General features: G+C 58.8%; 22 protein-coding genes and 1 tRNA gene. 15 read left to right on the forward strand and 8 right to left on the reverse strand.

Annotated features, from left to right (window positions below; translation table 11 throughout):
- The gene (locus tag WFP06_RS01760; RefSeq protein WP_336985542.1) at positions 1-624 is read left to right on the forward strand and encodes a MarC family protein; all 624 of its coding nucleotides are present in this window, start codon (positions 1-3) and stop codon (positions 622-624) included.
- A gap of 5 nt (positions 625-629) precedes the next feature.
- Here the strand turns inward: WFP06_RS01760 and WFP06_RS01765 are convergent, their stop codons facing one another.
- Positions 630-1,250 carry an LON peptidase substrate-binding domain-containing protein gene (locus WFP06_RS01765; protein ID WP_336985543.1) on the reverse strand — a complete coding sequence of 207 codons (621 nt, stop codon included), beginning with the start codon at positions 1,248-1,250 and terminating at the stop codon, positions 630-632.
- Entirely contained in the window at positions 1,247-2,155 is a 909-nt protein-coding gene (locus tag WFP06_RS01770) for a tetratricopeptide repeat protein (protein WP_336987600.1), read from the reverse strand. Before WFP06_RS01770 ends, WFP06_RS01765 begins: the two co-directional genes overlap by 4 nt.
- Positions 2,156-2,363: 208 nt before the next feature.
- Between WFP06_RS01770 and WFP06_RS01775 the strand changes: the two genes are divergently transcribed.
- Both WFP06_RS01775 and WFP06_RS01780 read left to right on the forward strand, forming a co-directional pair.
- Positions 2,364-2,438, forward strand: a tRNA-Gly gene (locus tag WFP06_RS01775).
- Between the two features lie 204 nt (positions 2,439-2,642).
- Complete coding sequence (locus WFP06_RS01780) at positions 2,643-4,763, forward strand: TonB-dependent receptor (protein WP_336985544.1); 2,121 nt, start codon at positions 2,643-2,645, stop codon at positions 4,761-4,763.
- 4 nt (positions 4,764-4,767) lie between these two features.
- On the opposite strand, the gene WFP06_RS01785 is transcribed toward WFP06_RS01780, so the two are convergent.
- From WFP06_RS01785 to WFP06_RS01805, 5 genes are all read right to left on the reverse strand, one after another.
- A complete protein-coding gene (locus WFP06_RS01785) occupies positions 4,768-5,949 on the reverse strand; it encodes a saccharopine dehydrogenase family protein (RefSeq protein WP_336985545.1) in 1,182 nt (393 codons plus the stop codon).
- Positions 5,950-6,039: 90 nt separating this feature from the next.
- Positions 6,040-6,594, reverse strand: a complete 555-nt coding sequence (gene dcd / locus WFP06_RS01790; protein ID WP_336985546.1) for a dCTP deaminase — start codon at positions 6,592-6,594, stop codon at positions 6,040-6,042.
- Between the two features lie 75 nt (positions 6,595-6,669).
- A complete protein-coding gene (locus WFP06_RS01795) occupies positions 6,670-7,197 on the reverse strand; it encodes a hypothetical protein (RefSeq protein ID WP_336985547.1) in 528 nt (175 codons plus the stop codon).
- 43 nt (positions 7,198-7,240) lie between these two features.
- A complete protein-coding gene (gene putA / locus WFP06_RS01800; protein ID WP_336985548.1) occupies positions 7,241-10,366 on the reverse strand; it encodes a bifunctional proline dehydrogenase/L-glutamate gamma-semialdehyde dehydrogenase PutA in 3,126 nt (1,041 codons plus the stop codon).
- Between the two features lie 86 nt (positions 10,367-10,452).
- Complete coding sequence (locus WFP06_RS01805; protein ID WP_336985549.1) at positions 10,453-11,706, reverse strand: acetyl-CoA C-acetyltransferase; 1,254 nt, start codon at positions 11,704-11,706, stop codon at positions 10,453-10,455.
- 103 nt (positions 11,707-11,809) lie between these two features.
- Here WFP06_RS01805 and WFP06_RS01810 point away from each other — a divergent pair, with 103 nt between their 5' ends.
- Genes WFP06_RS01810 through WFP06_RS01820 form a run of 3 tightly spaced genes read left to right on the forward strand, consistent with a single transcriptional unit; the run spans position 11,810 to position 14,896 of the window.
- Positions 11,810-12,571 (forward strand): crotonase/enoyl-CoA hydratase family protein, encoded by a 762-nt coding sequence (locus tag WFP06_RS01810; protein WP_336985550.1) that lies wholly within the window; start codon positions 11,810-11,812, stop codon positions 12,569-12,571.
- A gap of 4 nt (positions 12,572-12,575) precedes the next feature.
- Positions 12,576-13,727: a CaiB/BaiF CoA transferase family protein gene (locus WFP06_RS01815; protein WP_336985551.1), complete on the forward strand. Its 1,152-nt coding sequence runs from the start codon at positions 12,576-12,578 to the stop codon at positions 13,725-13,727.
- Positions 13,728-13,753: 26 nt separating this feature from the next.
- Positions 13,754-14,896, forward strand: a complete 1,143-nt coding sequence (locus WFP06_RS01820; RefSeq protein ID WP_336987601.1) for an acyl-CoA dehydrogenase family protein — start codon at positions 13,754-13,756, stop codon at positions 14,894-14,896.
- A 13-nt stretch (positions 14,897-14,909) separates the two neighbouring features.
- Here the strand turns inward: WFP06_RS01820 and WFP06_RS01825 are convergent, their stop codons facing one another.
- Positions 14,910-15,782: an alpha/beta fold hydrolase gene (locus WFP06_RS01825; protein ID WP_336985552.1), complete on the reverse strand. Its 873-nt coding sequence runs from the start codon at positions 15,780-15,782 to the stop codon at positions 14,910-14,912.
- Positions 15,783-15,887: 105 nt separating this feature from the next.
- Between WFP06_RS01825 and WFP06_RS01830 the strand changes: the two genes are divergently transcribed.
- From WFP06_RS01830 to WFP06_RS01870, 9 genes are all read left to right on the forward strand, one after another.
- Positions 15,888-17,051, forward strand: a complete 1,164-nt coding sequence (locus WFP06_RS01830) for an acyl-CoA dehydrogenase family protein (RefSeq protein ID WP_336985553.1) — start codon at positions 15,888-15,890, stop codon at positions 17,049-17,051.
- A 48-nt stretch (positions 17,052-17,099) separates the two neighbouring features.
- Positions 17,100-17,837 (forward strand): SDR family NAD(P)-dependent oxidoreductase, encoded by a 738-nt coding sequence (locus WFP06_RS01835; protein ID WP_336985554.1) that lies wholly within the window; start codon positions 17,100-17,102, stop codon positions 17,835-17,837.
- A 180-nt stretch (positions 17,838-18,017) separates the two neighbouring features.
- On the forward strand, positions 18,018-20,387 hold the full coding sequence (locus WFP06_RS01840) for a chemotaxis protein CheA (protein ID WP_336985555.1): 2,370 nt from the start codon (positions 18,018-18,020) through the stop codon (positions 20,385-20,387).
- On the forward strand, positions 20,384-20,830 hold the full coding sequence (locus WFP06_RS01845) for a chemotaxis protein CheW (protein ID WP_336985556.1): 447 nt from the start codon (positions 20,384-20,386) through the stop codon (positions 20,828-20,830). Before WFP06_RS01840 ends, WFP06_RS01845 begins: the two co-directional genes overlap by 4 nt.
- Positions 20,831-20,880: 50 nt before the next feature.
- Positions 20,881-21,249 (forward strand): response regulator, encoded by a 369-nt coding sequence (locus tag WFP06_RS01850; RefSeq protein WP_336985557.1) that lies wholly within the window; start codon positions 20,881-20,883, stop codon positions 21,247-21,249.
- 9 nt (positions 21,250-21,258) lie between these two features.
- Complete coding sequence (cheB, locus tag WFP06_RS01855) at positions 21,259-22,389, forward strand: chemotaxis-specific protein-glutamate methyltransferase CheB (RefSeq protein WP_336985558.1); 1,131 nt, start codon at positions 21,259-21,261, stop codon at positions 22,387-22,389.
- Positions 22,380-23,231: a CheR family methyltransferase gene (locus tag WFP06_RS01860; protein ID WP_336985559.1), complete on the forward strand. Its 852-nt coding sequence runs from the start codon at positions 22,380-22,382 to the stop codon at positions 23,229-23,231. The genes cheB and WFP06_RS01860 overlap by 10 nt, the downstream gene beginning before the upstream one ends.
- Positions 23,232-23,388: 157 nt before the next feature.
- Positions 23,389-24,867: a putative bifunctional diguanylate cyclase/phosphodiesterase gene (locus WFP06_RS01865; RefSeq protein WP_336985560.1), complete on the forward strand. Its 1,479-nt coding sequence runs from the start codon at positions 23,389-23,391 to the stop codon at positions 24,865-24,867.
- A gap of 11 nt (positions 24,868-24,878) precedes the next feature.
- The gene (locus WFP06_RS01870) at positions 24,879-26,345 is read left to right on the forward strand and encodes a methyl-accepting chemotaxis protein (protein WP_336985561.1); all 1,467 of its coding nucleotides are present in this window, start codon (positions 24,879-24,881) and stop codon (positions 26,343-26,345) included.
- The last annotated feature ends 149 nt before the right edge of the window (positions 26,346-26,494 follow it).

The raw sequence follows: 26,494 nt of genomic DNA on the forward strand, positions 1-26,494 counted from the left end.
ATGCTTGAATTGTTCATATCCGCGTTCATTACGCTGTTCGTGGTGATCGATCCGCCGGGCTGCGCACCAATCTATGCGGGACTGACAAAGGGGGCGACAGCCGCACAATCGCGCTCGATGGCTGTCCGCGCGTGCATTATTGCCGCGATAATTCTGGTGGTCTTTGCGCTTTTCGGGGAAGATCTGCTCGGCGCGCTGCATATTGAACTTGACAGTTTTCGCATCGCTGGCGGCTTGATGTTGTTCTGGATCGCATTTGAAATGGTGTTCGAGAAGCGGACCCAGCGGCGCGAAGAACGCGCCGAAAAGGTTGCCTCCACGCCGCAGGTCGAAGATGTTTCGGTATTCCCGATGGCCATGCCGATGTTGGCGGGACCGGGCGCAATCGCCGCCATAATGCTGCTGACAAACACGGCGCGGGGCACTGAAGAAACGCTGATCGTCCTGGCGGCACTGGGCGCGGTTCTGCTGCTGACGATGCTGGCATTGATCGGCGCGCGGCCGCTGATCCGTATGCTGGGCGACCGTGTGGAGGCAGTTATCACGCGCTTGCTTGGCGTATTGCTGGCAGCGCTTGCGGCGCAATACGTAATTGACGGATTAAAGGGATCGTTTGGTATCTGACGCGGTTATTGCAAGGTTACGCGGCCATCACCATCATCGCCGCGAAGTCCGAAAAACTGCATCAGCTGAACCATCAATTCACAGCGCTCGCCTAACGTATTTGCTTCCAGCAGCGCCTGTTTGGCGGCCGAATCGAAGGGGGCGATTTGCGAAACGCCGTTGATCAGTGCTGTATCGTCGAGCCGTTCGACAGAACCCCAGTCAACATCATAACCTTGCGATGCGGCAAAACGGCGTGCCTCCTGCTCGAAACCCGCGCGTTCGACCGAGCTGAGCGCTTCGTTTTCCGGATCGTCGATCAGTTCCGCTTCGACCTGGCGAAACGGGGTGGCAACGTCGAGTTCGCGGATGATACGGAACCGCTTCTCGCCCTCCAGCAGAACATTGAACCGGCCATCGTCCAGCGCTTCCACATCTCCGATCCGGCCGATACAGCCAATGTCGAACAGGGCAGGTTTCTCACCGCCGCCCTTTGGCTGGACCATCGCAATCCTGCGGTCTCTGGCCAATGCATCACTGACCAGCGCGCGATAACGCGGTTCGAAAAAATGCAGCGGCAATTGCAGCTCTGGAAACAGGATCGCTCCCGGCATCGGAAAGATGGACAGGCGGGTTTTCACGATCATCCAAACAAAATCCTCGAAAGCCGCCGGCGCGTGCCCACAACCCATTCGTCTTCCAGACCAACGGCTTCGAAAATCTGCAAGAGCTTTGCCCGCGCCGCGCTGTCATTCCACTCCCGGTCACTTTCGACCATCATCAACAGAGTGTCGGCGGCATCGTCCCGCGCGTTTGCGGCAAATGCCGCATTGGCGAAGGCAAATTGCGCATCCATATTATCAGGGTCAGAAGCCGCTGCATCACGGAGCGCCTCCAATTCGGCCTGATCGGGGACATCGCTTGCCAGATCCATGACGCTTTTGGCCTGCGTGACCGCGGGGTCGTTTTTGACAGCTTCCGGAATTGCTTCGAAAGCCGCCCTCGCCTGATCAAGCTGGCCGGCTGCAACCAGTGATCTGACCAGACCGCCATGCGACGCCGCATTATCGGGCATCATTTCGGTGATCTGTGCAAACACGGATGCCGCACGCTCAGCATCGCCGCCAATCAGCAATTCTTCACCCATCGCCAGCAGCGGTTCGATATCGGCTACCGGTTCTGCGGTCCCGGCCCCGGCCTCGACAGGCAATTGCTCGAGCAACTGGTCGATGTTTTGCCGTAGCTGCGATTCGCTGCGGGCGGCGGTGAGGTCGGCGACCGGTTGCCCCTGGAACATGGCATACACCGTCGGGATCGATTTGACCTGGAATTGCGCGGCAATGAACTGCTGCTCATCGACGTTGATCTTGGCCAGAATTACACCCTTGTCAGCGTATTCGGCAGCAACTTTTTCAAGCACCGGCGTCAGGGCCTTGCAGGGGCCGCACCATTCGGCCCAGAAATCGAGGATGACGAGCTTGGTCATCGACGGTTCGACCACTTCCGTTCGAAAGGTATCGACAGCTTTCTGCTCTTCGATGTTCAAGCCCATACTTGCCAAGTCGATTTCCTTGTTAACGCTGGTTTCGTTGCTCACTTATGTGGGCCTTCAGGGGCATTTGTGAAGGGGAGGCAGAGTCTTTGTGACCTGCCATTCGAAAAGCGGTGATTTTTGCTTGCCGGGTGTAGAGACCGATGCTAACCGCGCGCTTCCCCACCGACGCAGCCGGATTTTGGCTTGCTTCGGGGACGTCTAGTGAGCGGGCGTAGCTCAGGGGTAGAGCACAACCTTGCCAAGGTTGGGGTCGGGCGTTCGAATCGCCTCGCCCGCTCCATTTTCTCGGGACGATCTCTGATGGTTCTCGTCCTCGATGCGGCCGATGCCCAGGCACTGCCCGCGCAGGTCCGGTGCGTTTCGGCGCACCGGAACCCCCATTGGCCGAACCGCGTAACGATAACGCTTGCATAAATTGCCGTTCTGCATTTATCGGGGTGATGTGATAATATATCATTACTCTCGATCTGCCAGAACCGGCCTTATGTCCTCCGCCGCGGCGGCATCGCTGCTTGTGGGTATGCCTGCATATGCGCAGCAGCAGCCTGCGGAACCTGACGCTGAAAGTTTGCAGGACGATTTCCACGACCGCCGCGCGGCTGGTGAAATAATCGTGACGGGCGTTGGTCTGGACGAGCTGGATGTGCTTGCGGGTACTTCGGTGATGGAGGGGGTGGAACTGCAGCGTAATATGGCGGGCCAGATCGGCGATGTACTGGCCAAGCTGCCCGGTGTCTCGGCCTCCAGCTTCTCGCCGGGTGCCTCGCGACCTATCCTGCGCGGTTTTTCGGGTGAGCGGGTCAAGGTCCTCGTGGACGGAATCGGTTCGATCGATGTGTCCAACACATCGGTTGACCATGCCGTAACCGTGGACCCGCTGACAGCCGACCGGATCGAAGTGCTGCGCGGTCCTGCCGTGTTGCTATACGGAAGTCAGGCCATTGGCGGCGCGGTTAATATCATCGACAAGCGTATCCCGCCCAGACGGCCAGACGAACCCGTTCATATCGATGCCATCGCAGGCGCCGATACCGCGTATGATTTGCGCGAATTCGGCGGATCTGTCGATCTGCCGTTGGGCAACGAACTGGCGTTTCATTTCGATGCGTCATGGCGCCAGACCAATGATTTCCGGATTGCCGGTAATGCGGTAGCGCCCCAGCTGCGCGCAGACCTGCTTGCGGAAGCGCAGGCCGATGAAGCGGACGATCCGGAAGAGGCCGCGGAATTACGCGCAGCCGCCCTCCAAAGCGGTACAGTGCCCAACAGCGCTACAGAGACATTCAGCGCGGGCGCGGGCATCGCATTATTCTCTGGCGGAAACGAGCTAGGCTTCGCACTCGGCATATATGACACCGCATACGGTATCCCGGCGCGGCCAGGCGCCGGACACGCGCATGACGAAAACGCATCCGAAGCCGAGGAACCGGAGGGGGAAGAGCGCGTATCGATCGATCTGCGTCAGACCCGCGCCGATTTGCGGGGCCTGTTTCAATTGGGCGGACTGTTCGAAGAGGCACGCCTGCGCCTGGGTTACAGCGATTACACACACACTGAATTCGAAGGTGATGAAGTTGGCACCGTGTTCGATGTGTCCGGGTTTGAAGGGCGCGCAGAACTGGTTCAACAGGACCGCAACGGATGGCGCGGCACGGTTGGCGGCCAGTTCTATTATCGTGATTTCGGCGCAGAAGGCGCAGAAGCCTACGTTGCCCCCAATATCACCAGCCAATATGCCTTGTTCGCACTTCAGGAATTTGATGTCGGTCAAATCCAGCTGGAGCTGGCAGGCCGGTGGGATCGCAGCGATGTCCGATCGCAAACACTGGCCGTGTCCCGCAGTTTCGACAGCTTTTCCGGCGCATTGGGTGCGGCTTACGAAACGAATTCCGGTTTGCGTTTCGGCGTGAACGCGTCGCGCGCGGAACGTGCCCCCAGCGCCGAAGAACTGTTCAGCAATGGCCCGCATATTGCCACCCAGGCATTCGAAATCGGCGATACCGCGCTGTCAGCCGAACACGCGCTGGGTCTGGAAGGTTTTGTCCGCGGCGCGGTCGGCCCCGCCAGTGTCAGCGTTGCAGTTTTCAGCAACTGGTTTAGCGATTATATCTATCTGAGCGAGACCGGAGCCAGCGAAGACGGTCTGCCCGTTTTCCAGTACCTGCAGGGCGACGCGGACTATTACGGACTTGAAGGGGAGGTTAAACTCCCGCTTGTGAGCACCGGCAGCTGGCGATTGGACGCAGAACTGCGCGGCGACTATGTGAACGCCAAATTGAAAGACGGCACCCCGCTCCCGCGTATACCACCGGTCAGTTTGCTTGGCGCTCTGGAGGGCGGGGCCGGTGGGTTTGACGGCAGGATCGAAGTGCAATGGTCGGCGCAGCAAAAACAGACCGCCCCGTTTGAAACCCGAACCGGCAGCTTCGCTTTCGTGAATGCATCACTTGCGTGGAAACCGATCCGCGGGAAAGACAATGTCACGTTTATTCTGCAAGCGGATAATATCTTCGATATCACCGGCCGCCGGCACGCCAGCTTTACAAAGGATTTCGTGCCCTTGGCGGGACGAAACATAAAGCTGAGCGCACGGGCCAGTTTCTAGCTTTCTAGTCTTCCACCGAAAAGCTGATTTCAGCGTTTTCTTCCAATCGCTTAACCAATGTTTCGCCCAGAAATGAACCCGGCGTGCCGATCCCGCCCGCAGCATCGCTGTGCGAAAGCGCGATCGCTGTTTCGGCAATCATCCGGCTGGTTGATCCATAACCCGGGTCGTACCGGCCTTTGACGCCGTAATTCAGTTTTTCGCCATCAGTCGTTTCGCCGATGAAAACCACATCGTAAAAGCCGTTTTCACGTTCTTCCTTGCTTGGCCCTTCACCCGGCGCGGGCGGCTTGGCACCAAACGGATTGGCCATCATGCCGGCAACAGCTTTGGCCGCCTTTTCACCCATTTCGCCCGCGCTGGTGAGCATCATCTCGTCATATTTGAAGTCTTCCCCGTAAGGGTGGCCCAGCAGGAAATTGGTTCGGTGAACATTTTTGGTGTTGATCGTCGCCATGATAAACGGTGCGGCCCATTTTCCCAGGTCCTTGTCATATTCGGGGATCATGCCGGAGGGCTGCTTGGGACCTTCGAAGCCGGGCGTCAGTCCGAACGAGCTTTGTAATACGCCGATCAGCTTGGGATTTTTGGCGACTGCCTTCATGGTTTCTTTCATGCTGGCAACCGTTCCGCCCGAAGGACCGCCCTGCATGCCCCGCACACGGCCTTTTACCCGGCTGGCAGGCTTGCCAAACCGCTTCACGGATTCCTTCTGCAGCATGAGTACACCCAGGTCGAAGGGTACGGAATCGAAGCCCGACGAGAAACAGATACGCGCACCGCTGGCCTTTGCGGCATCGCTGTATTTCTCGATCATCTGGTACATCCACGTCGGTTCGCCCGAAAGATCGCAATAATCCGTGCCCGCTTGTGTGCAGGCCGCGACCAATGGCTCGCCGTAGAGGATGTAAGGGCCCACCGTCGTCAAAACCACGCGGGTCTGTTCGCACATGGCTTTCAATGTTTCGGGTTTGTCCGCATCGGCCACGACCAGCGGGGTGTCACTTGGTGCGCCGATCAGATCGCGTACTTCGGCAAGCTTTTGCGCGCTCCGCCCGGCCATGGCCCATTTGGGTGCGTCTGTGCGCCCTTTGTAATGTTCGGTCAGATATTCGGCGACAAGACGCCCGGTATATCCTGTCGATCCATAAACGATAATATCGAACGGGCGGCCGGCTTTGCTCATTGTAAACTCTCCTGTTGCGTAGCCTGAATGCGCGCAGAGCGCGGGCGTGTCAAAGCCGTTACGAAAGCGGGCGCCGGTTGAGCGGCGGTTCTAGAGTTTGGGTAAGGTAACGCCGCGCTGGCGCATATATTTTCCGGCACGGTCCGCGTAGGTTGTCTCGCAAGGTTCATTGCCTTTGAGAAACAGGAACTGGCAAGCACCTTCGTTGGCGTAGATTTTTGCCGGCAGCGGAGTGGTGTTGGAAAATTCCAGCGTGACGTGGCCTTCCCAGCCCGGCTCCAGCGGCGTGACGTTCACGATGATGCCGCAGCGCGCGTAAGTCGATTTGCCCAGACAGATGACCAGAACATCATTGGGCACACGAAAATATTCGACCGTTCTGGCCAGCGCAAAACTGTTGGGCGGAATGATGCAGACGTCGGTTTCGCGATCGACGAAACTGTCCGGGTCAAATTGTTTGGGATCAACGACACTGCTGTTTACATTGGTGAATATCTTGAACTCCGGCGAAACGCGCGCATCATAGCCGTAGGAACTGAGCCCGTACGAGATGCAACCATCGCGGCGCTGCGCTTCCACGAAGGGTTCGATCATCTTGTGATCGCGGGCCTGTTGCCGGATCCATTTATCGCTGAGAATCGCCATGCGGGCACCATCGCTGCACTTGGCCAAGCGTTCAAGGCAGCGGCTGTTTTATCCGCAACCTATCCGGCGCCGCACCTACTTGACGGGTTTTGCGCCAAGCTGGGGATTGAGCGACGCAATGTGGTTGAGCCATTGTTTTGGCCGCCGCAGCATTTTCTTGGGATACGCCACTTCAACCCCGATCATCTGGGCCATTTTACCCACGAAGTGGATGCAGTTGCGACTGTCGAGGTCGTAATATTTCCCCGGCGCATCGCGCCAGCGGACCATTTCAGCCACCAGCGCACGGTATTTGTCGTCGCTGACGGTAATCGTGAAATGGCGGTTGGTGCTGTTGACGTATTTCTGTTTCTCGGTCCCGATTTCATGCGCCACAGGGCCCGACAGGATGGCCGGCGAGACACTTTTGGCGGTGAATCCGTAATTCTCGTTCACTGCCGTTCCGTCATCCAATGTGCCTTCGAACACAACAAAGGTATGCGGGTACCGGCCGACCAGCACCGACCCGTTGAAGCTGTGAAAGGACACTTTGACATCCGCCAGCGCGGCAGGGGACCAGCACAGGGCGATCAGCGACAGGACAAATATTGTTAATCTGGACATGGCCTGCTTCCTAACCGCCAACCACCTGAACCGGAAGTGAAACTTAACCCGCAAGCAGCGAAGCGTTTCCGCCCGCCGCAGTTGTATCGATGCAGACCACACGTTCTGTTGCAAAGCGGGCAACGTAATGCGGGCCGCCGGCTTTGGGTCCGGTGCCCGACAAGCCTTCGCCGCCAAACGGCTGGCTTTCGACCACCGCGCCGATCTGGTTGCGATTGACGTAAAAGTTGCCCACTTTTGCCCGCTCTTCGACAAATCTGCGGGTGGCTTCGATCCGGCTGTGTAATCCCAGCGTCAGGCCGAACCCGGTTTCATTTATATCGCCGACTACCTGTCCGAGTTCGTCTGCCTTGAAGCGCGCAACATGGAGCACCGGACCGAAGTTTTCGCGTTTCAGGTCGAGGATAGAGCCAAGCTCGATAATCGTCGGGGCGACAAAACAGCCGTCTGTCAGGCCGCGCGGCAGCTCGCGGCGCCACACCGCGAAACCGGCTTTCTTGCGGCGCGCCACATGGCGTTCCAGTGCTGCCTTGGCATCGGGGTCGATAACCGGCCCTACGTCGGTCGCCCGGATCGCCGGGTCGCCGATATTGAGCGCTTCGAATGCCCCGCGGATCATGGCCAGCATATCGTCTGCGATGTCATCCTGCAGATAGAGCATCCGCAGGGCCGAACATCTTTGACCCGCGCTCTGGAACGCGCTGGCAATCACATCGCGCGTGACCTGTTCGGGCAATGCGGAGGAATCGACGATCATTGCGTTCTGGCCGCCGGTTTCTGCAATAAACGTGGCAATGGGTCCTTCGCGCGCGGCCAGTGACCGGTTGATTGCGCGGGCAGTATCGGTCGATCCGGTGAATGCAACGCCGGCCAGCCGCGGGTCGGAAGTGATCATCTCCCCGACATCCCCGGCGCCGGGCAGTAATTGCAGAACTTCTGCGGGAATGCCTGCTTGGTGGCACAGTTTCACTGCCAGCGCGGCGATCAGCGGCGTTTGTTCGGCAGGCTTTGCAATCACGGCATTACCGGCGGCCAGTGCAGCCGCGGCTGGCCCGATGAAGATCGCCAACGGAAAATTCCACGGGCTGATCGTGGCGAATACGCCGCGCCCCACCAGCGACAGGCGATTTTCTTCACCGGTCGGGCCGGGCAAAATGGTCGGAGCAGTGAATTGTCGCCGCGCTTCGGCCGCGTAATAACGCAGGAAATCGACTGCCTCACGCAATTCCAGAACCGCATCCGGCAGGGTTTTACCGGCCTCGCGCTGACACAGCGACAGAAACTCGTCCGTATGATCCTCGAACAGGTCAGCCGCCGTTTCCAGCAGCGCCGCCCGGCGCTCGCCGCCCAGCGCGTTCCAGCCGGGCTGGATTTCCTGCGCCAGACTGATCGCGCCGGTAACTTCTACCGGCAAGGCATCGCGCCTTGTTCCGACTTCGCTGGCAAGGTCCTGCGGCATGGTTATCGGTGCCACTTCTCCATCATCACCCGACAGGAAAGTCGGCTGCGCGCTCCAGTGCAGGCTGGTCAGCCCGGCCAGCCGCGCAGTCAGCGGCTCGAGAACCAGCGGATCGCTCAGATCCACCCCGGCGCTGTTGACCCGGTCTGCAAAGATATTGGCCGGCAGAGGTATTGCAGGGTTCCGCTTGGGCTCAAGCGCAGCAAGGTCAGCAACAGGGTCGGTGGTCAATTCTTCCGGCGGAACGTCGGCATCTGCCATCCGGTTGACGAAGGACGAGTTTGCACCGTTTTCGAGCAGGCGGCGGACCAGATAAGCCAGCAGGTCCTTATGCCCTCCGACGGGCGCATATATCCGGACGGGCGTGATGCGATTGCCCGCGCCGCGTTCCACTGCGGCAAGCTCTGCGAAAACATCTTCGCCCATGCCGTGAAGCCGCTGGAATTCAAACTCGGTATGATCACCCGCCAACGCCTTGATCGCGCCCACCGTATAGGCATTGTGCGTGGCGAAGGCGGGATAAACCGCGTCCGATGCCTCGATAAGCCGCGCAGCACAGGCGAGATACGATACATCCGTCGCAAGTTTGCGCGTAAATACGGGGAAATCCGTGAAGCCGCCAACCTGGCTCAGCTTGATTTCGGTATCCCAATAAGCGCCCTTGACCAGCCTTACCATCAGTCTGCGGCCGTTTTTCCGCGCCAATCCGGCAATCCAGTCGCACAGCGGCACGGCCCGTTTCTGGTATGCCTGCACCGCCATGCCAAAGCCGGTCCAGCCGCCAGCGAACAATTCGTCATCACCGGCCAGAGCTTCGATGATATCCATCGACAGTTCGAGCCGGTCGGCTTCTTCTGCATCGATTGTGAAGTGGATGTCCGCATCGCGCGCCTTCATGGCCAGATTTTTTACGACCGGGACAAGGTCGGCAACAACTTCCCTGGCGTGCAGGAATTCATAACGCGGGTGCAACGCTGAAAGTTTTACCGAAATGCCCGGCGAACGCACCACGCCGTCGCCCGCTTCTGCGGCCAGACGGTCAAGGGCTGTTTCATAAGACAGGCGGTAGCGTTCGGCATCTGCAAATGTCATCGCCGCTTCGCCAAGCATATCGAAGCTGTGGGTCAAACCGTCCTCGCGCTCGGGCCTTGCCCGCTTCAAAGCCTCGTCGATGGTCCGGCCAAACACAAATTGCCCGCCAAGGATCTTCATCGCCTGCAAGGTTGCCTTGCGGATCACCGGTTCGCCCAGCCGGCCGACTGTGCGCTTCAGCGTCGCGCCCATGCCGCGCTGGTGTTTCTCGGGCCGATCCAGCACTTCGCCTGTCAGCATGAGCGAGAATGTCGCGGCATTGACGAAAGTGGACGAGCTTTCACCCATATGTTCGGACCATTCGATACCGCCCAGCTTGTCGCGGATCAACGCATCGGCAGTGGCGTGATCGGGCACGCGCAGCAGCGCTTCGGCCAGACACATGAGTGCGATGCCTTCATCGGTCGCGAGGCCATATTGATGCAGAAAGGCGTCGATCCCGCTGGCCTTGCGGCGGCGTGCGCCCACGATCAGCTTGGCGGCCAGATCCGACGCTTGGCCATGAATGGCCGATGCCGGGGCAGCATGTTCCATCCGCTCTGCCGAGCAGGCATTTTCATCTTGCCGGTAGGCGAGGCGAAAGGCTGTACGATCGGGGAACGGGGACGCATGTGACATAAGGCGGCGAATCCTGTGGTGGTTTCGCCGCCTCTGCTCCCAGTTTCATCTGTAATCAAGCGGAGTGGATACCGGCGCGCGGTTTGTCAGACCCGCTCGACAATAATTGCCGGCGCCATGCCGCCTGCCGCGCACATGGTGACCAGTCCGTAGCGCTTACCCTGACGCTCCAACTCGTCCACCATGGTCCCGATCAGCATCGAGCCGGTTGCACCAATTGGATGACCCAGCGCAATCGCGCCGCCATTTACATTGACCTTCTCTATATCGAGATCGAGATCGCGGATGAATTTTGCCGCGACCACCGCGAAGGCTTCGTTAATTTCCCATAGATCGATGTCGTCTTTGGTCAGGCCGGCTTTCTCAAGGACCTTTTTCGCAGCCGGGACCGGCGCGTTCAGCATCAGCGTGGGATCATCGCCCATGTTTGCGGTGGCCACAATCCGCGCGCGCGGTTTGAGCCCATGCTTTTCGGCATAATCGCCGGAAGTGATCAGCACCGCTGCAGCGCCATCGACCACGCCCGAAGAATTGCCCGCATGATGAAAGTGCCGGATGTCCAGATCGGGGTATTTCTGGTTGATCAGCTTGCGAAAAGTGGTGCCATTCTGATCGAGCGGCATATCGGCGATCTTGGCAAAACTGGGCTGCAATTCGGCCAGTCCCTCGGCGGTGGTTTGCGGGCGGGGAAACTCCTCATGGTCGAGCAGCACTTCACCGTCGTCGCCCAGCACGGGAACCAGGCTCTTGTCGAACCGGCCTTCCTTGATCGCAATATCGGCACGCTGCTGGCTACGCAGACCGACCGCATCAAGCTCTTCGCGGGTAAAGCCTTCCATGCTGGCAATCGCATCGCCGCAAATCCCCTGATGCGACTGCGGGTGCACCTGTTGCAGGCGCTCGTTACCCGACCCCATCATCGGCGGCGCGAAGCCGGCAGCCATTTCCTTTTGCGTGATGTCCGAGGTAAAGCTCATCATCTCGGTTCCGCCAGCCACCACGCAGTCGGCCATGCCGCTCATCACCTGCGCCGCGGCAAGATTTACAGCCGTGATGCCGCCGCCGCAGAACCGGTCCAGCGTCATGCCCGAACTGGTAATGTCATAGCCCGCATCGAGCGCCGCCATGCGGCCAAGATCGCCGCCCTGTTTGCCCTTTTGCGTGGAAGTGGACCAGATAACATCATCGACATCGCCGGTATCGAGCGAGCTGCGTTCAGCCAGAGCCTTGAGCACGGTTGCGGCCAGATGCTGGGGATGGCGGTCGGCCAGCGCGCCCTTGCCGACCTTGCCGATACCGCGGGGGGTGCGGACTGCGTCGATAATATAGGCATCTGTCATGGGTTTTTCCTTATGGGGTGGACATGTTTAATCGCTCGATTAAATATGCTGCCGAACGCAGAACCGCAAGGGTGGTTTTGCAGCAATTCCGAAGGGATGAATAATGACCGAAGAAGTTCTCACCCAGATAGATGACGGCATTCTGATTATCACGATCAACCGGCCCGAGGCCAAAAACGCCATGACCAAGGCGGCATCCGAGGGAATCGCTGCGGCGCTGGACCGGCTCGATGCGGAAGACGATCTGAGGGTCGGCATCCTGACCGGCGCTGGCGGTACGTTCTGTTCGGGCATGGATCTGAAAGGTTTCCTGCGCGGTGAAAGCCCCAGTGTCGAAGGGCGCGGGTTTGGCGGGCTGACCGAAAAGAAGCCGGTCAAGCCGCTGATCGCTGCGGTCGAGGGATATGCGCTTGCCGGCGGCCTCGAACTGATGATTGCCTGCGATCTGGTTGTGGCGAACAGCGGATCGCAATTCGGCATTCCGGAGGCAAAGCGCGGACTGGCCGCTGCTGCCGGCGGACTGATGGTTTTGCCCGACCTGATCCCTCACAAAATCGCCATGGAACTGGCGTTGACGGGCGATTTCATCGGGGCGGAACGGGCGCATCAGATCGGCTTGATCAACCGCGTGACCGACGGTCCGGCGCTCGATGCCGCCAAGGAGCTTGCCCGGTCGATTACCGCCAACGGTCCGGTCGCGGTCCGTGTTTCAAAACAGATCATCGAAGAATCGCGCAGCTGGCCGATTGCAGAGCGTTACGAGAAACAGGCGGCGCTGTTGCCGCAGGTGTTCATGTCGCAGGATGCGCGTGAGGGTTCGGCTGCATTTGCTGAAAAACGCAAACCGAACTGGACGGGCAAATAGGCTGATGGCTGGCCCGCTTTCCGGTCTCAAAATTGTCGAATTTGCCGGTATCGGTCCGGGCCCGTTTTGCGGGATGATGCTGGCTGATCACGGTGCCGAAGTCATCCGGATCGACCGTCCGGCCGGCCGCGCCAGCGTTATGGGCCCTTCGGCAAAGGATATTCTGGGCCGGAGCCGCAAATCGGTTGTCGTCAATCTGAAGTCGGACGAAGGCCTTGCGGCTGTTCGCCGGATTTGCGCTGCCGCCGACGGCGTTATCGAAGGCTACCGGCCGGGCGTGATGGAGCGTTTGGGGCTTGGGCCGGATGTTTTGCTCGGGGATAATCCGAAGCTTGTTTATGGCCGGATGACGGGTTGGGGCCAGACCGGCCCCTATGCCCAGGCTGCGGGTCACGATATCAATTACATCGCATTGGCCGGCGCGCTTCATCATTTCGGGCGCGAGGGCGAAAAGCCGACTCCGCCGATCAATCTGGTGGGGGATTTTGGCGGCGGCGGGATGATGCTCGCTTTTGGTATGGTTTCCGCGCTGCTCAATGTGCAGCGCGGCGGCGCGGGCCAGGTGATCGATTGCGCCATGACTGACGGCACTGCCATTTTGATGGGCATGATCCAGGGGATGCACAATATGGGCGTGTGGGCCGACGAGCGGGGGACCAACCTTCTGGATACGGGCGCGCATTTTTACGACACGTACGAATGCGCTGATGGCAGGTACATCTCGATCGGATCGATTGAACCGCAGTTCTATGCCGAACTCAGACGGATCGCCGGTCTCGAAAATGACCAGGAATTCGACGCCCAGATGGACAAGCGGAAATGGCCTGCCCTGAAGGCGCGGCTGGAAAGCCTGTTCAAGACCAGAAGCTGTGACGAATGGTGCAGTATGATGGAGGGGACCGACGTCTGCTTCGCGCCAGTGCTGACGCTGGGTGAAGCGCCCGACCATCCGCATAACAAGGCGCGCGGAACATTCGTCGATCTGGGCGAGGGCGGGATCCAGCCTGCGCCCGCTCCGCGCTATTCCGCGACGCCCGCCGATATGCCGCGTCCAGCGGGTGCAGCGCCCGGCGGCGATACCGATACCGTGCTCCGCGATTGCGGCCTGACTGACACCGACATTTCGCAACTGCGCGCTTCGGGCGCGGTCGCCTGAACGCCTGCAAGGAACCATCCACCATGATGCTCGATACCTCTCGCCGCTTTGCCTACAATCAAGATCACGCCATGTTTCGCGACACCGTTCGCAAGGTGTTCGATCAACATATGGTCCCGTTCCTCGATAAACACGAGCAGGACGGGATTGTGGGCCGCGAGGCATGGCTGGCGCTGGGCGAGGCAGGAATGCTGTGCCCGACAGTGTCGGAGGAAAACGGCGGGCTGGGCCTCGATTTCGGTTACAATTCCATCGTCAATGAGGAGCAGGCCTACATCGGTTCTGCCGCCGGCTTCACCTTGCAAAGCGACATCACCGCCAATTATTTCGAGCGGCTGGGTACTGATGAACAGCGCGCAAAATATCTTCCCGGCATGGTGTCGGGCGAAGTCATCACCGCGATTGCCATGACAGAGCCGGGCGCCGGATCCGACCTCCAGGGAATTCGCACCACTGCCAAACGCGACGGTGACGATTTCATCATCAACGGGTCGAAAACATATATCACCAACGGCCAGAACGCCGATGTCGTGATCGTGGTTGCCAAAACCAATCCCGACGAAGGCGCAAAGGGCACGTCCTTGCTTCTGGTCGAGGCGGGTACGCCCGGATTCGAAAAGGGCCGCAATCTCGACAAGATCGGCCAGCATTCGGCCGACACGTCGGAACTGTTCTTCTCCGATGTGCGGGTGCCGAAGGAAAACCTGCTTGGCGGCGAAGGGCGCGGATTTATCCATCTGATGGAAGAATTGCCGCAGGAACGCCTGTCGATTGCGGTGGGCTGCCAGGCCGGCGCGCAGCGCGCATTCGACGAAGCGGTCGCCTTTACAAAAGACCGCAAGGCGTTTGGCAAGACGGTGTTCCAGTTCCAGAACACCAAGTTCACTCTGGCTGATCTGGCGGCTGATCTGCAGGTGGGCTGGGCGCATCTGGACTGGGCTCTGCTGCGCCATATGAAAGGCGAACTTACAACCGAGGAAGCCTCCGCCGCAAAGCTATGGCACACCGAACTGCAATGGAAATGCGTGGACACATCGCTCCAGCTGCATGGCGGCGCGGGCTATATGAACGAATATCTGATTGCCCGCCTGTGGCGCGATGCCCGCGTCAGCCGGATCTATGGCGGAACCAGCGAAATCATGAAGGAAGTGATCTCGCGCGGGATTTAATCCGTGCCGCGAACTACAGAAACGCTTTCAGCTCGGCCACGAAATCGTCAAACCGGTCATGATGCACCCAGTGCCCTGCGCGGTCGTAACTGGTCAGGCTGACATTATCGCCGAAATGCTTCATCCGGCCGTCGCCTTCCGGATTGGAAGCCCAGCTGTCATTGCCGTAAATCAGGCGTGTAGGGCAGGTGATCCGGCCCCATAATTCGTGCATCTGTTCCGGCCCGAAATCGTCTGGCGGCCAGACATGCATATGCGGGTCGAACTTCCAGCTGAAGGTGCCATCCTCGTTCCGCATCACGGCGTGCAAGGTCAGGTGGCGCGCCTGTTCGTTGGATAGATAGCTGTTCTCGCCCTGCATCCTTTTCAAGGCGTCTTCGAATGTCTCGTATCGCCGCGGCGTGCGCGAGGTGGCGTTGCGTTTGTTGTCCACCCATTCGCCCCACCGTTCGTAAAACGGGTCCTTGTCCATTTCCTCCTGCCGCTTTGGCGAGGGGCCAAGACCCTCGATTGCAACCAGCTTGCGGACTTTTTCCGGAAACATCCCGGCATAACGCAGCGCAACATTGCCGCCCATCGAATGCGCCACGATCGTCACCGGCGCCCATTCGTTCTGGTGGATCAACTGCGCCAGATCGTAAACATAGGACATCAGCGGGTAATAGCCGGTGCTGGTCCATTCGCTATCACCGTGACCGCGCAGGTCCGGGCAGACCACGTGCCAGTCGTTCCGCAATGCTTCGGCAGTCCAGTCCCAGTTCCGGCAATGGTCGCGGCCGCCATGCAGCAGGATCAGCGGCGGCGCTTCGGGATTGCCCCAGTCGGCAAAGTGCAAACGGCTGCGCTGCGAGATGTAGCTTTGCGATGTCGGTCCGATCAGTTCCATGGCTCGTCCTATAAACAGCAGATCAGTCTGCGCAATCTGTTGCCCCAGGCGAAGCTCGTGTTACAAGCAATTTAATCGACCGATTAAATATGAAGGATTCGCATCATGGCTGTCATCGACGTTCCCGAACCCGAATTTATGGCTGACGAGGAAATTTCGATTTTCGCCGATGCAGTCGGTAAATTCTACGCCCGGCACGCACCTGAAAAGCGCGTGCTGAAATGGCGCGAAGACGGTCAGGTCGAACGCGAGTTCTGGAACGAGGCTGGCGAAGCGGGCCTGCTCGGCAGTTCGGTACCCGAAGAATATGGCGGCCATGGCGGCGATTTCAGACATGAAATGGTGGTGATCGACCAGCAGGGAAAACACGCCGTCGAAGGGTTTGCTGCCAGCCTGCACAACACCGTGATCCTGCCCTATCTCGTGCGCCACGGCACACAGGAACAGAAGAAGAAATATCTCCCCAAACTGGTATCGGGCGAGCTGGTGAGCGCGATCGCCATGACCGAGCCGGGTGTCGGTTCCGATCTTCAAAGCATCACCACGACCGCGCTCAAGGATGGCAACGGTTACCGTCTGAACGGTGCCAAGACCTATATATCCAACGGGCAGATCGCCGATTTCATTATTGTCGCGGCCAAAACCGACCCGAACGAACGGGCCAAGGGCATTTCACTGATGCTGCTGGAAACCGACGGCGCCGAGGGTTTCAAACGGGGCAAGAAACTCGACAAGATCGGGCTTGACGCACAGGACACTTCCGAATTGTTTTTCGATGACGTGTTCATTCCGGGCGACAATATTCTTGGCGGGGAGCCCGGCAAGGGTTTCTACCAGCTGATGGGCGAACTTCCGCAGGAACGGCTGATTATCGCCATGGGCGGGATGAACGTGATCGAGCGTGCCTTGGACGAAACGGTCAAATTCACCAAAGAGCGAAAAGCATTCGGCAAGACGATCTGGGACTTTCAGAACACCCAATTCATCATGGCCGATCTGAAAGCACGGGGCACCGCGGCCAAAATCTTCGTCAATGACTGCATTGCCAAGCATCTCGAAGGCAAGCTGGATGTTCCGACGGCTTGTATGGCGAAATACTGGATTACCGAACTGCAGGGCGAAGTCGTTGACAAATGTCTTCAGCTTCACGGCGGATCGGGCTACATCAATGATTATCCGATTGCGCGGATGTACCGTGACAGCAGGGTCAGCCGCATCTTTGGCGGATCGAACGAGATCATGAAAATGGTCATCGCCCGTTCGATGTAAAAACCCGTCAGGCAAACTCCCAGATTACACCACTCAAGGAACCCGACCATGACCGATCCACTCGATTTCTCCGGTAAAACTGTGCTGGTTGTAGGCGGTTCAAGCGGGATCGGTAACGGCATCGCCCGCAATTTCCTTGCCCGGGGCGCCGATGTGCACATCACCGGCACGCGCGCCGGCGCTGGCGACTATGACGGTGTGGAAGGCTCCGATCTGGACGGGCTGCAATACGCGCAGCTCGATGTAACCGATCGCGCGGCGCTCGATGCCTATGCGGTTCCGTCGGACAAACTTGACGTTGTCATCCTGAGCCAGGGCATCGTGCTATATGATCAGCGCGAATATGCCCGTGAAGGCTGGGATGATGTGATCGCGGTCAATATCACATCGGTGATGGACTGCGCGCGCCGGTTTCACCCGGCATTGCGCGAGGCCAAAGGCGCTTTGGTGATCCTGAATTCCATTGCCAGCTATAATGCGATGGTCGGTAATCCGGCCTATGCTGCGTCCAAGGCAGGCTCTGCCAGCCTTACCAAGACGCTGGCGCAGGCATGGGCGCGTGACGGAATTCGCGTGAACGGTATCGCGCCGGGATTTGTCGAAACCAAAATGACCACAGTCGTCACCAAGGATGAAAAACGCAGCGCCGGCGCGCTGCGGATGATCCCGCTTCACCGCTATGGCACGCCCGACGAAATGGCCGGTGTCGCCATGTTCCTGGCCTCGCCCATGTCCGCTTATGTGGTTGGTCAGACAATCATCGCCGATGGCGGGATGACTCTCTAGCTTCTCCGAACAATTCGCCGAAATCTGCCCGGCTTGCGAAAGCCGGGCATAACCTGCCGTGCATCTCTCCCAGAAAATGGCGATCGCAGACAGAATGCGTAGCCCTGCCGGCGCAGCGAAAATTAACGCTCCATCAACCAACTTTGCCCATAGCGGCATAAAGGATGCGGGGCCGAGACGATGGACGAATTGCTTCAGGAATTTATTGCGGAAACGCGCGAGATGCTCGAAGCGATGCAAGGCGAACTGGTCACCTGGGAAGCTGATCCGGCGGACCGCGAGCGCCTCGACACCATTTTCCGCTTCGTTCACACGGTAAAGGGCAATTGCGGGTTCTTCGATCTGCCCCGCATCGAGGCGCTGGCTCATGCGGCAGAAAGTACCCTTGCCGATCTGCGTGCGGAAAAGCGAGCGCCTGACGAACTTCTGGTCAGTGCCATTTTGGCGATAATCGACCGCATCGTGGCCATGGTGGATGCTATCGACGCAGGCGAAGAATTTCCCGAAAGCGGTGACGAAGTCCTGATCCGTATGCTCGGCGCCGAGAACGGGCATAGCATCGATTTTACAGAGCCCGATACCGGAAAGCAGGCAGTAGCCGGCTTGGGCGAACCGTCCAGGAACGCGGTTAAACTGGCCCGTTCCATACGCTTGCCAGTTGCGTTGCTGGACCGGGTCATGGCGGGCATGTCAGACATGGTTCTTGTGCGTAACGAGCTTTCGCGCAGTATCCGTGATACTGGCGGTGACCGGGCGGCAAGCGCGATATTCGAGCGGCTATCCGGCATTGTCGATGACGTTCGCGAAGGTGTTTCGCGCATGCGGATGCAGCGCCTGGAATATCTGTTCGCAACGTTCCCGCGCATTGTCCGCGATCTTTCGTCGGAGCTCGGAAAGCGGGTCCATATCGAGACCGAGGGCGGCGACGTCGAACTCGATCGCGAAATGATCGAGCTGCTGCGCGATCCCCTGATGCATATGTTGCGCAACGCAATCGATCACGGGATCGAAAGGTCGGCAGAGCGACGTGAAGCGGGCAAGAACGAGGCCGGCGTTATCCGGATTTCCGCGCGGCAATCGGGCAACAGCATTGCTATTTCGATCATTGATGACGGCAGGGGGATCGATACCAGGCGACTGGCGGACAAAGCAGTCGCGGAGGGAATAATCACAGCGGCTGAACGCGCCGCCCTGTCCGCAGAAGATTGCATCGCGCTTATATTCCAGCCCGGTCTTTCTACCGCAGCGAAAGTGACTGCGGTGTCCGGGCGAGGCGTCGGGATGGATGTCGTGCGCGAGAATGTCGAAGGCTTCGGCGGGCGTATCAAAGTCGTCAGCGATGCGGGCAAAGGCACCAGCCAGACGATCATCCTGCCTGCCACGCTCAGCATTGTTCCGGCATTGACTGTCAAAGTCGGCGGGCAGAATTTCGGCGTCCCGCGCTCCTGTGTCGAAGAAATCGTCAGCGGCGGATCCAGCGCGCTGGAATTTGACAAGGGCGGCGATACGCAGCTGGTCAGATTTCGCGGCGAGCATTTGCGCTGTGTCTCGCTGGCGAAACTATTCGGTCTTGATGCCAATCATGACCCGTGCAGCGGCGCGGTGCTGATAATCAGGCTGACCACGGGCGAATTGTTCGGTCTGGCTGTCGAACACGTTATCGACCATCAGGAACTGGTCATCAAGAAACTGCCGCCAGCAATTTCCGGAACCGAACTTTACACCGGCAGCAGTTTGCTGGACGATGGCAGCCTGGTTCTCATGCTGTTCATAGCCGGGATCGCCCGCCGCGAAGGGCTGGTGAATGATATAGGCACACAGGCCCGCAAATCCATCACGGCACAGCGAAGCGAAGGAATCGAAAAACAGGAAACCCGCGCCTTGCTGGTCGTCGGCCTGGACGGACAGCGTCTGATCGTGCGGATGGACCAGGTTTGCCGTATCGAGGCGGTCGAAAGCTCGGCGATCCGGATGTCCGAAGATAGCGCGCGGGTTGTGATCGACGGAAAGATCTACCCGCTGGCGGGGCATTTGTCATCGCTCCCGCGATCCGGTGACATCGATTTGCTCAGGCTGAGCGATGAAACGCATCATGTCGCCTATGCCATCAGGTCGGTTATCGACACGGTCAAAATCACGAATGCAATTGTCGCCGATAAAACCAAAAGCGAGATCGAGGGCGTTACATTGCTGGACGGCGAAGCGATCGAAGTGCTCGACTGCCATTGGCTGTTTTCGCGGTATGACGATTTCGATTTCGGGCAGGCAACCAAAACCTGCCAGCTGGATGATAGCGACCCGTGGACCCGCTCGATCCTTCGGCCACTCGTCGAAGCGGCGGGTTACACGATTGTGCCATTGGGCGCCGAACACAGTGCCGATGTCGCCATCGTATCAGGGGAAAACGGGGCCACGCCCGATCAGGCTGGCCGGGTCATTACGCTGACAAGCGACCCTGCCGCCGCGACCAATAATGGCGGGATGATTTATCGCTACGATCACGAGGGGCTGTTGGCTTCGCTGGTCGCCAGCAAAAGGAAAGCGTCATGAACAGGCAGGTCTTGCTGGTACAACTTGCGGGGCAGCGCGTTGCGTTCCCCGCGATCGATGTGGATTCGGTGGTCGATCTGGAGACAATCATGCCGGTGCCCGGCGTTCCGCCTCATATTCTCGGGCTGTCGACCTTGCGCAGCCGGGCCGTGACGGTGATCGATTGCGCCCAGCTGCTGGGGCGCGAGCGCGGGAGGCTTCACGAAAGCCGGCGCGCGGCTGTGTGCGCGGTTGGCGGGCATGATTACGCCTTGCTGGTGGATGCTGTGGAAGATGTGTGCGTCACGGTTACGCAGCCTTCCCCGATTCCGGGCGGCGCGGGCGCACACTGGTCCGAAATTTCCGCCGGGCTGGTGGAGACGAAAGCGGGTTCTGCAATGCTGGTCGATCCCAAGGCGTTCGTATCGGTGCCCGGCGAAGACCCGGCGGGGGAGTTCCATTAATGCTTTAGTTAGGCCTGACCGCTAACCCACTGGAGAAGAGGGTTGAATACATGAAAAAAGCTTGCCTGATCGTCGATGATTCAAAAGTGATCCGCAAGGTTTCACGGCACATACTGGAATCGCTTGGCTTCGATGTATACGAAGCCGAAAACGGCCAGATAGGCTTGGATAAATGCAGTGAAAAATCTTACGATCTGATCCTGCTCGATTGGAATATGCCCGTGATGACGGGTATCGAATTCATCAAGGCGCTGCGAGCCCGCCCCGATGGAGCAGCGCCTAAAATTGTCTTTTGCACCACGGAAAACGACATCAGCCATATCCGTCAGGCGATGAACGAGGGTGCCGACGAATATGTCATGAAACCCTTCGACCAGCAAACGCTGCAGATCAAATTGCAACTCATCGGATTTGATTGAGAACGCCGCATGAGCGGGTACGATACCTCGCCGCGGGCTGCGCGGAACTGCGGAGATTCCGCCGGGCCGGACAGACCGGCCAGCGCGAACAAAGCCATCAGGATCATGGTGGTTGACGATTCGCTCGTCGCGCGCACAGTGCTGTGCAAAGTGGTCGAGGCGACCGAAGATTTTGTCCTTTGCGCCACAGCCAACACGGCTGAAGAGGCGCTTTCCAAGCTGGCGGATATTCGTGTCGACGTAATTCTGCTTGATCTCGAAATGCCTGGCATCGGCGGACTGGCAGCGCTGCCCGCAATTCTGGAGGCAGCCCAAGGCGCGCAAGTGATGGTGGTATCGTCGCTCACCAGCGTTGGCGCAGAAGCAACCGTGGAAGCCTTGTCGATTGGTGCGGCGGATACGATTCTCAAACCGCGCCCCGGCGAATTTTCGTCCGAATATCGCAGTGAACTTGCCGACCGGATCCGTGATATCGGAAACACCCGGGGCAGGCCTGACAGGGCGCGCACCGGCGCACCTGCGGCATCGGTCCGCTTACGCAATACCGCCGCCAAGCCCGCCCGCGTCATCGCCATCGGCGCGTCGACCGGCGGGATCCATTCAATGTGTCAGGTGCTTGGCAAACTGCCGAAAGACTTCGATCTGCCAATTCTGGTGACGCAGCATCTTCCGGCCGCCTTCTCGCCTGTGTTCGCCCGCCAGCTCGAAATTGCCTCGGGGTTCACGGCTATAATCGCCCAAACCGGCTCGCCGCTGATTGCAGGCGAAATCCTGATCGCGCCGGGCGCTGGCCATTTGGTGGTCGAACTGTCGGGGGGTGTGCCCGTAGCCCGTATCACCCGCGACAAGGTGGCTAATAATTGCTGTCCGTCGGTCGATCCCATGCTGGAATCGCTGGCCGGTGTTTATGACGGCGCCGTGCTTGCCGTGATCCTGTCGGGAATGGGACGTGACGGCGAGATCGGAGCCCGTGCAATTGTGGACCGCGGCGGAATGATTTTGGCGCAAAGCCCGGAAACTTGTGCTGTTTGGGGGATGCCCCGCGCGGTGGCCGAAGCAGGCCTGGCATCAGCAATATTACCGCCAGAAGGATTGGGTGCCCGTATCGCAAACTGCAAAAGGGGTGCGGCATGGCAATAACTTCCGGATCACAAAGAGTCATCGCCGATTTGCTGGCGGAACGAACCGGCCAGCAGTTAACCGAAGGGCGCAGCTGGCGCATCGGGACTGCGCTGGCGGGTCTTTTCAGACAGCTTGGCATCAGCAATGTCGATCAACTTGTCTGCCTGCTCGAAGAACCCGGCAGCAACGCATTATCCCAGCAAGTGGTCGAGGCTTTGCTCAACAACGAAACCTACTTTTTCCGCGATCGGGCAATGTTCGATCAACTTGGCCAGCACGTTTTCCCGCGCATCGCGAAAGAACGGGCCGGATCACGAACGCTGTCGATTTTATGCGCCGGTTGTTCGACAGGACAGGAGGCATTGTCGCTGGCGATGATGTTCCTTGATCAGGAGACGCGCTGGGCCGGTTGGAAAATCGAAATCAACGGGTTCGATATATCCCACGATGCGATTTCCAAGGCGCGCGCGGGCGTCTATTCGCAGTTTGAAATTCAACGTGGCCTGTCGGTCACGCAGATGATTACATATTTCAGTGAGACGCCCGTCGGGTGGGAGGCCAATGACAAATTGCGGGCCATGACGCAGTACCGGGTCCACAATGTGCTTGAACCCTTGCCGGTCAAAGGGCCGTTTGATGTCATCCTGTCGCGCAACATCCTGCTATATTTTGATATAGAAACCCGCAAGCGGGCCTTTGCGCAACTGCTTGAAAAACTACGGCCCGAAGGATGGGTCATGCTGGGCGCGGGCGAAACGATTGTCGGGCAAACGGACCGGCTGGTGCCGGTAAAAGGCGGGATCGGACTTTACCGGTCTTTCGCAACCGATCTGGCGACGCCTTTCACCCGGGTTGCCTGAATCCGGGCAAGGCGCCCGGCACTGCGAAGAATGGTGAAGGCAGCATTTACCGCAAATTAGTTATGTTCCCCTAGACAGTTACGAGTCAAAGCTCAGACATTCAGGGACGCGTAGATTGCTTGAGAACATACAGAAATTTTCCCGAAGTGGGTCGCGCGTGGTGTTTGCACCGCTGATCGTGCTCACACTGATTTTCGCCGCGATGGGTGTGCTGCTGGTGGTCGATGACGCGCTTTCCGTTTCCATTTACTCACCTTTGGTCATCGGCGGCCTGACACTTTATGTGCTTGCGGTTGCCGTGCTCTCCCGCATGGGGCTTGGCTACGTTCAACACCTTGAAAAGGTGAGCATGACCGACAGTCTGAGCCTGCTGCCCAACAGGCGCGCCTTGCACATCGATGTCAGGCGCCATGACGCAAAAGATGCCGAGCTGGGTATTGCGCTGATCGACCTTGACGGTTTCAAGCTGGTCAATGATCAATACGGGCACTCCATCGGTGACGAGGTGATAAAGAAGGCTGCGGAAATACTGTCGGATTTATGCGGAGACGATGCCCGCTGCTACCGGCTGGGCGGAGACGAGTTTGCAATTTCCATGTCCGGCCCGCTGGTCGGCACCATCGTCGAGGGAATTTCGCGCAGTTTTATCGATGTTCTGAAAAAACCGGTGACGATCGAAAACCGCCGTGTCACCATCGGCGCCAGTGTTGGTGTATCCTCCAGCAAGGGGCCAAACCGGTTGAGCTCGTCGGAATTGCTGCGCCGTTCAGACGTGGCGATGTATGCATCCAAACGCAACGGCAAGATGCGCTGCACATGGTACACGCCTGAATTCGATCGCAATCGTGAGGCATGGCAGCGGCTGGATGATGATATGCGCGAAGCGCTGGCCAAGGGTGAATTTTATCCGTTGTACCAGCCGTTGGTGGACGCGGCATCAGGACAAATTGTGGCGGTAGAATGCCTGCTGCGATGGGACCGGCCGACCGGCAACCCGATCGGGCCCGACCAATTCATTCCCGTCGCCGAAGAATCCGGTCTGATCAACCCGATTGGCCTGTTGGTATTGCGCCAGTCCTGCAGCGATGCCTTGCCATGGGGCGAAATAAAACTTTCGGTCAACATATCGGTCGCACAGTTGCGTGATGTCGATTTTCCGATTCAATTGGGGCAAATCCTGGAAGAAACGGGCTTCCCGCCAGAGCGGCTGGAATTGGAGATAACCGAAACCTGCCTCGTGCTCGACCCGGCGCTTGTCGAGCGGACGCTGGACGTGATCCGCGGCTTCGGCGTCAAAATTTCGCTCGACGATTTTGGTACCGGCTACGCGTCGATCGGATTTCTGCGCCAGTTCAAGTTCGAAAAACTCAAACTGGACCGGTCGCTGGTGGTTGCAGCAGGCCAGGATGACGGTTCGCGCGCAATGATGGTTTCCAGCATCAGCGTTGCCCGTGCACTGCATATGTCGGTCACTGCCGAAGGCGTCGAAACCGAAGAACAGGCTGCTCTCGTGCGTCTGGCCGGTTGCGACCAGATCCAGGGCTGGCTGTATTACAAGGCCATGCCGGCAGAACAGGTCACGCAGCATTTGCAGCGCCAGATGGCCGCCACAAATCAAGTCAAAATATCGGGATAGGATCAGATCACATGACAACTTCAGCACCTGCAGTGGAAGACATCACCACCGCCTACATCCCTGAACCGTATCAGAGCCAGACTGATAGTGACCAGAATTCCATTCTGTCGGCCTATTTTGGCTGGTCGATCAAAACCAAGCTGAATGTCTATAACATCGTCAACGCGATGCTGGGCTTGTCCCTGTTGGCAGTAGGCTGGTTTTCACTCAACCGGATCGAAACCCTGCTGATCGAAAAAGGCATCAACGAACCGCGTATAACCGGCATTGTTTCAACCGCGGAATCGGCTTTCCTCGTAATTATGGTGGTGGCTGCCTTATGGGCTGCGCTGGCAATTTACCGGATGCATGCGGATGTTTCGGGGGCAATCAAAAACCTCATTCCGGTGATGTCCACGATCCTGACCGGCGAAACCGATGTCGAAATTCCCTACGGCCACCGCAAGGACGAGATCGGCGATCTGGCGCGGGCGCTGCGCGGTATGCGCAAGGCCACGGTGCAGTTCCAGTCCTTGACCCTGCACCGCGAGGAATCGCTCGAAAAGGAACGGCTTTTCAATGAACGGCAGGATTCCTCGCGCAAGGAGCAGGCTGAAAAGCTGCGCGCAATTGCGGCAAAATTCGAATCCAACATTACCAGCGTCGTCGGCAATGTCGCGGATGCTTCAGGCCAGTTGAAGGCGACAGCCACTGCGATGGCGACTGCGGCAGAACAATCCGCAAGCCAGACCCATAATGTCGCGCAGGCAATGGAAGATGCGTCCAAAGGCGTAACCGCAGCGGCTGCTGCCAGCGACGAATTTGCCATGTCGATCGGCGAGATCAGCCGCCAGGCCGCAAGCTCTGCCGAACTTGCGCGCAAGGCCAATGATGCAGCCGAGGAGGCAGACCGGACAATCTCCACCCTGTCGATTTCGGCAGAACAGGTCGGTCAGATTGTCGAGCTGATCCAGAGCATTGCCCAGCGCACCAATCTGCTGGCTTTGAACGCGTCGATCGAGGCCGCGCGCGGCGGCGAAGCGGGCAGGGGCTTTGCCGTGGTCGCTTCGGAAGTGAAAGAACTTGCCTCCCAGACCAGCAAAGCCACGCAGGAAGTGGCCGATCAGATAGGCACGATGCAGCAATCGACCACGGCCAGCGTGGACGCGCTGCGGTCAATCGGACAACAGATCCAGCAGTTGGAAGCGACTTCGGTGTCGATTGCGGCAGCGGTGGACCAACAGGCGGTTGCAGGTCAGGACCTGGCGCGCAGCATCGATGCAACGGCGCAGGGAGCCGACGAGGTTTCGAGCAATATCGCGCAAGTTCGCGAAACATCGCTCGCCGCCGGAGCCGCCGCGAGCCAGGTCCTTGGTTCGGCAACCGATCTGGAACAACAGGCCGCCACGCTCAGCAGTCAGGTGGATGATTTCCTCGGCTATGTTAACGGCTGGGACTTCTTTCTGGATGCAAAAACGGCCGCAGCCGATATCCGGTAGATTCCCGGCAAGTAGAGGCTTTCATCCACCGCCGCATGGCAGGCCGCGGCCATGCAGGTAGGCCAGATAAAGCGTTCGTGAATAGAACTTTGCGCCCGGCGCGATACAAGCCTCGGCGCGCAGGTCGGGCGCGCGCTGCACCCCGGTCA

The sequence above is a fragment of the Altererythrobacter aquiaggeris genome (assembly GCF_037154015.1).
Taxonomy (GTDB): Bacteria; Pseudomonadota; Alphaproteobacteria; order Sphingomonadales; family Sphingomonadaceae; genus Aestuarierythrobacter; species Aestuarierythrobacter aquiaggeris.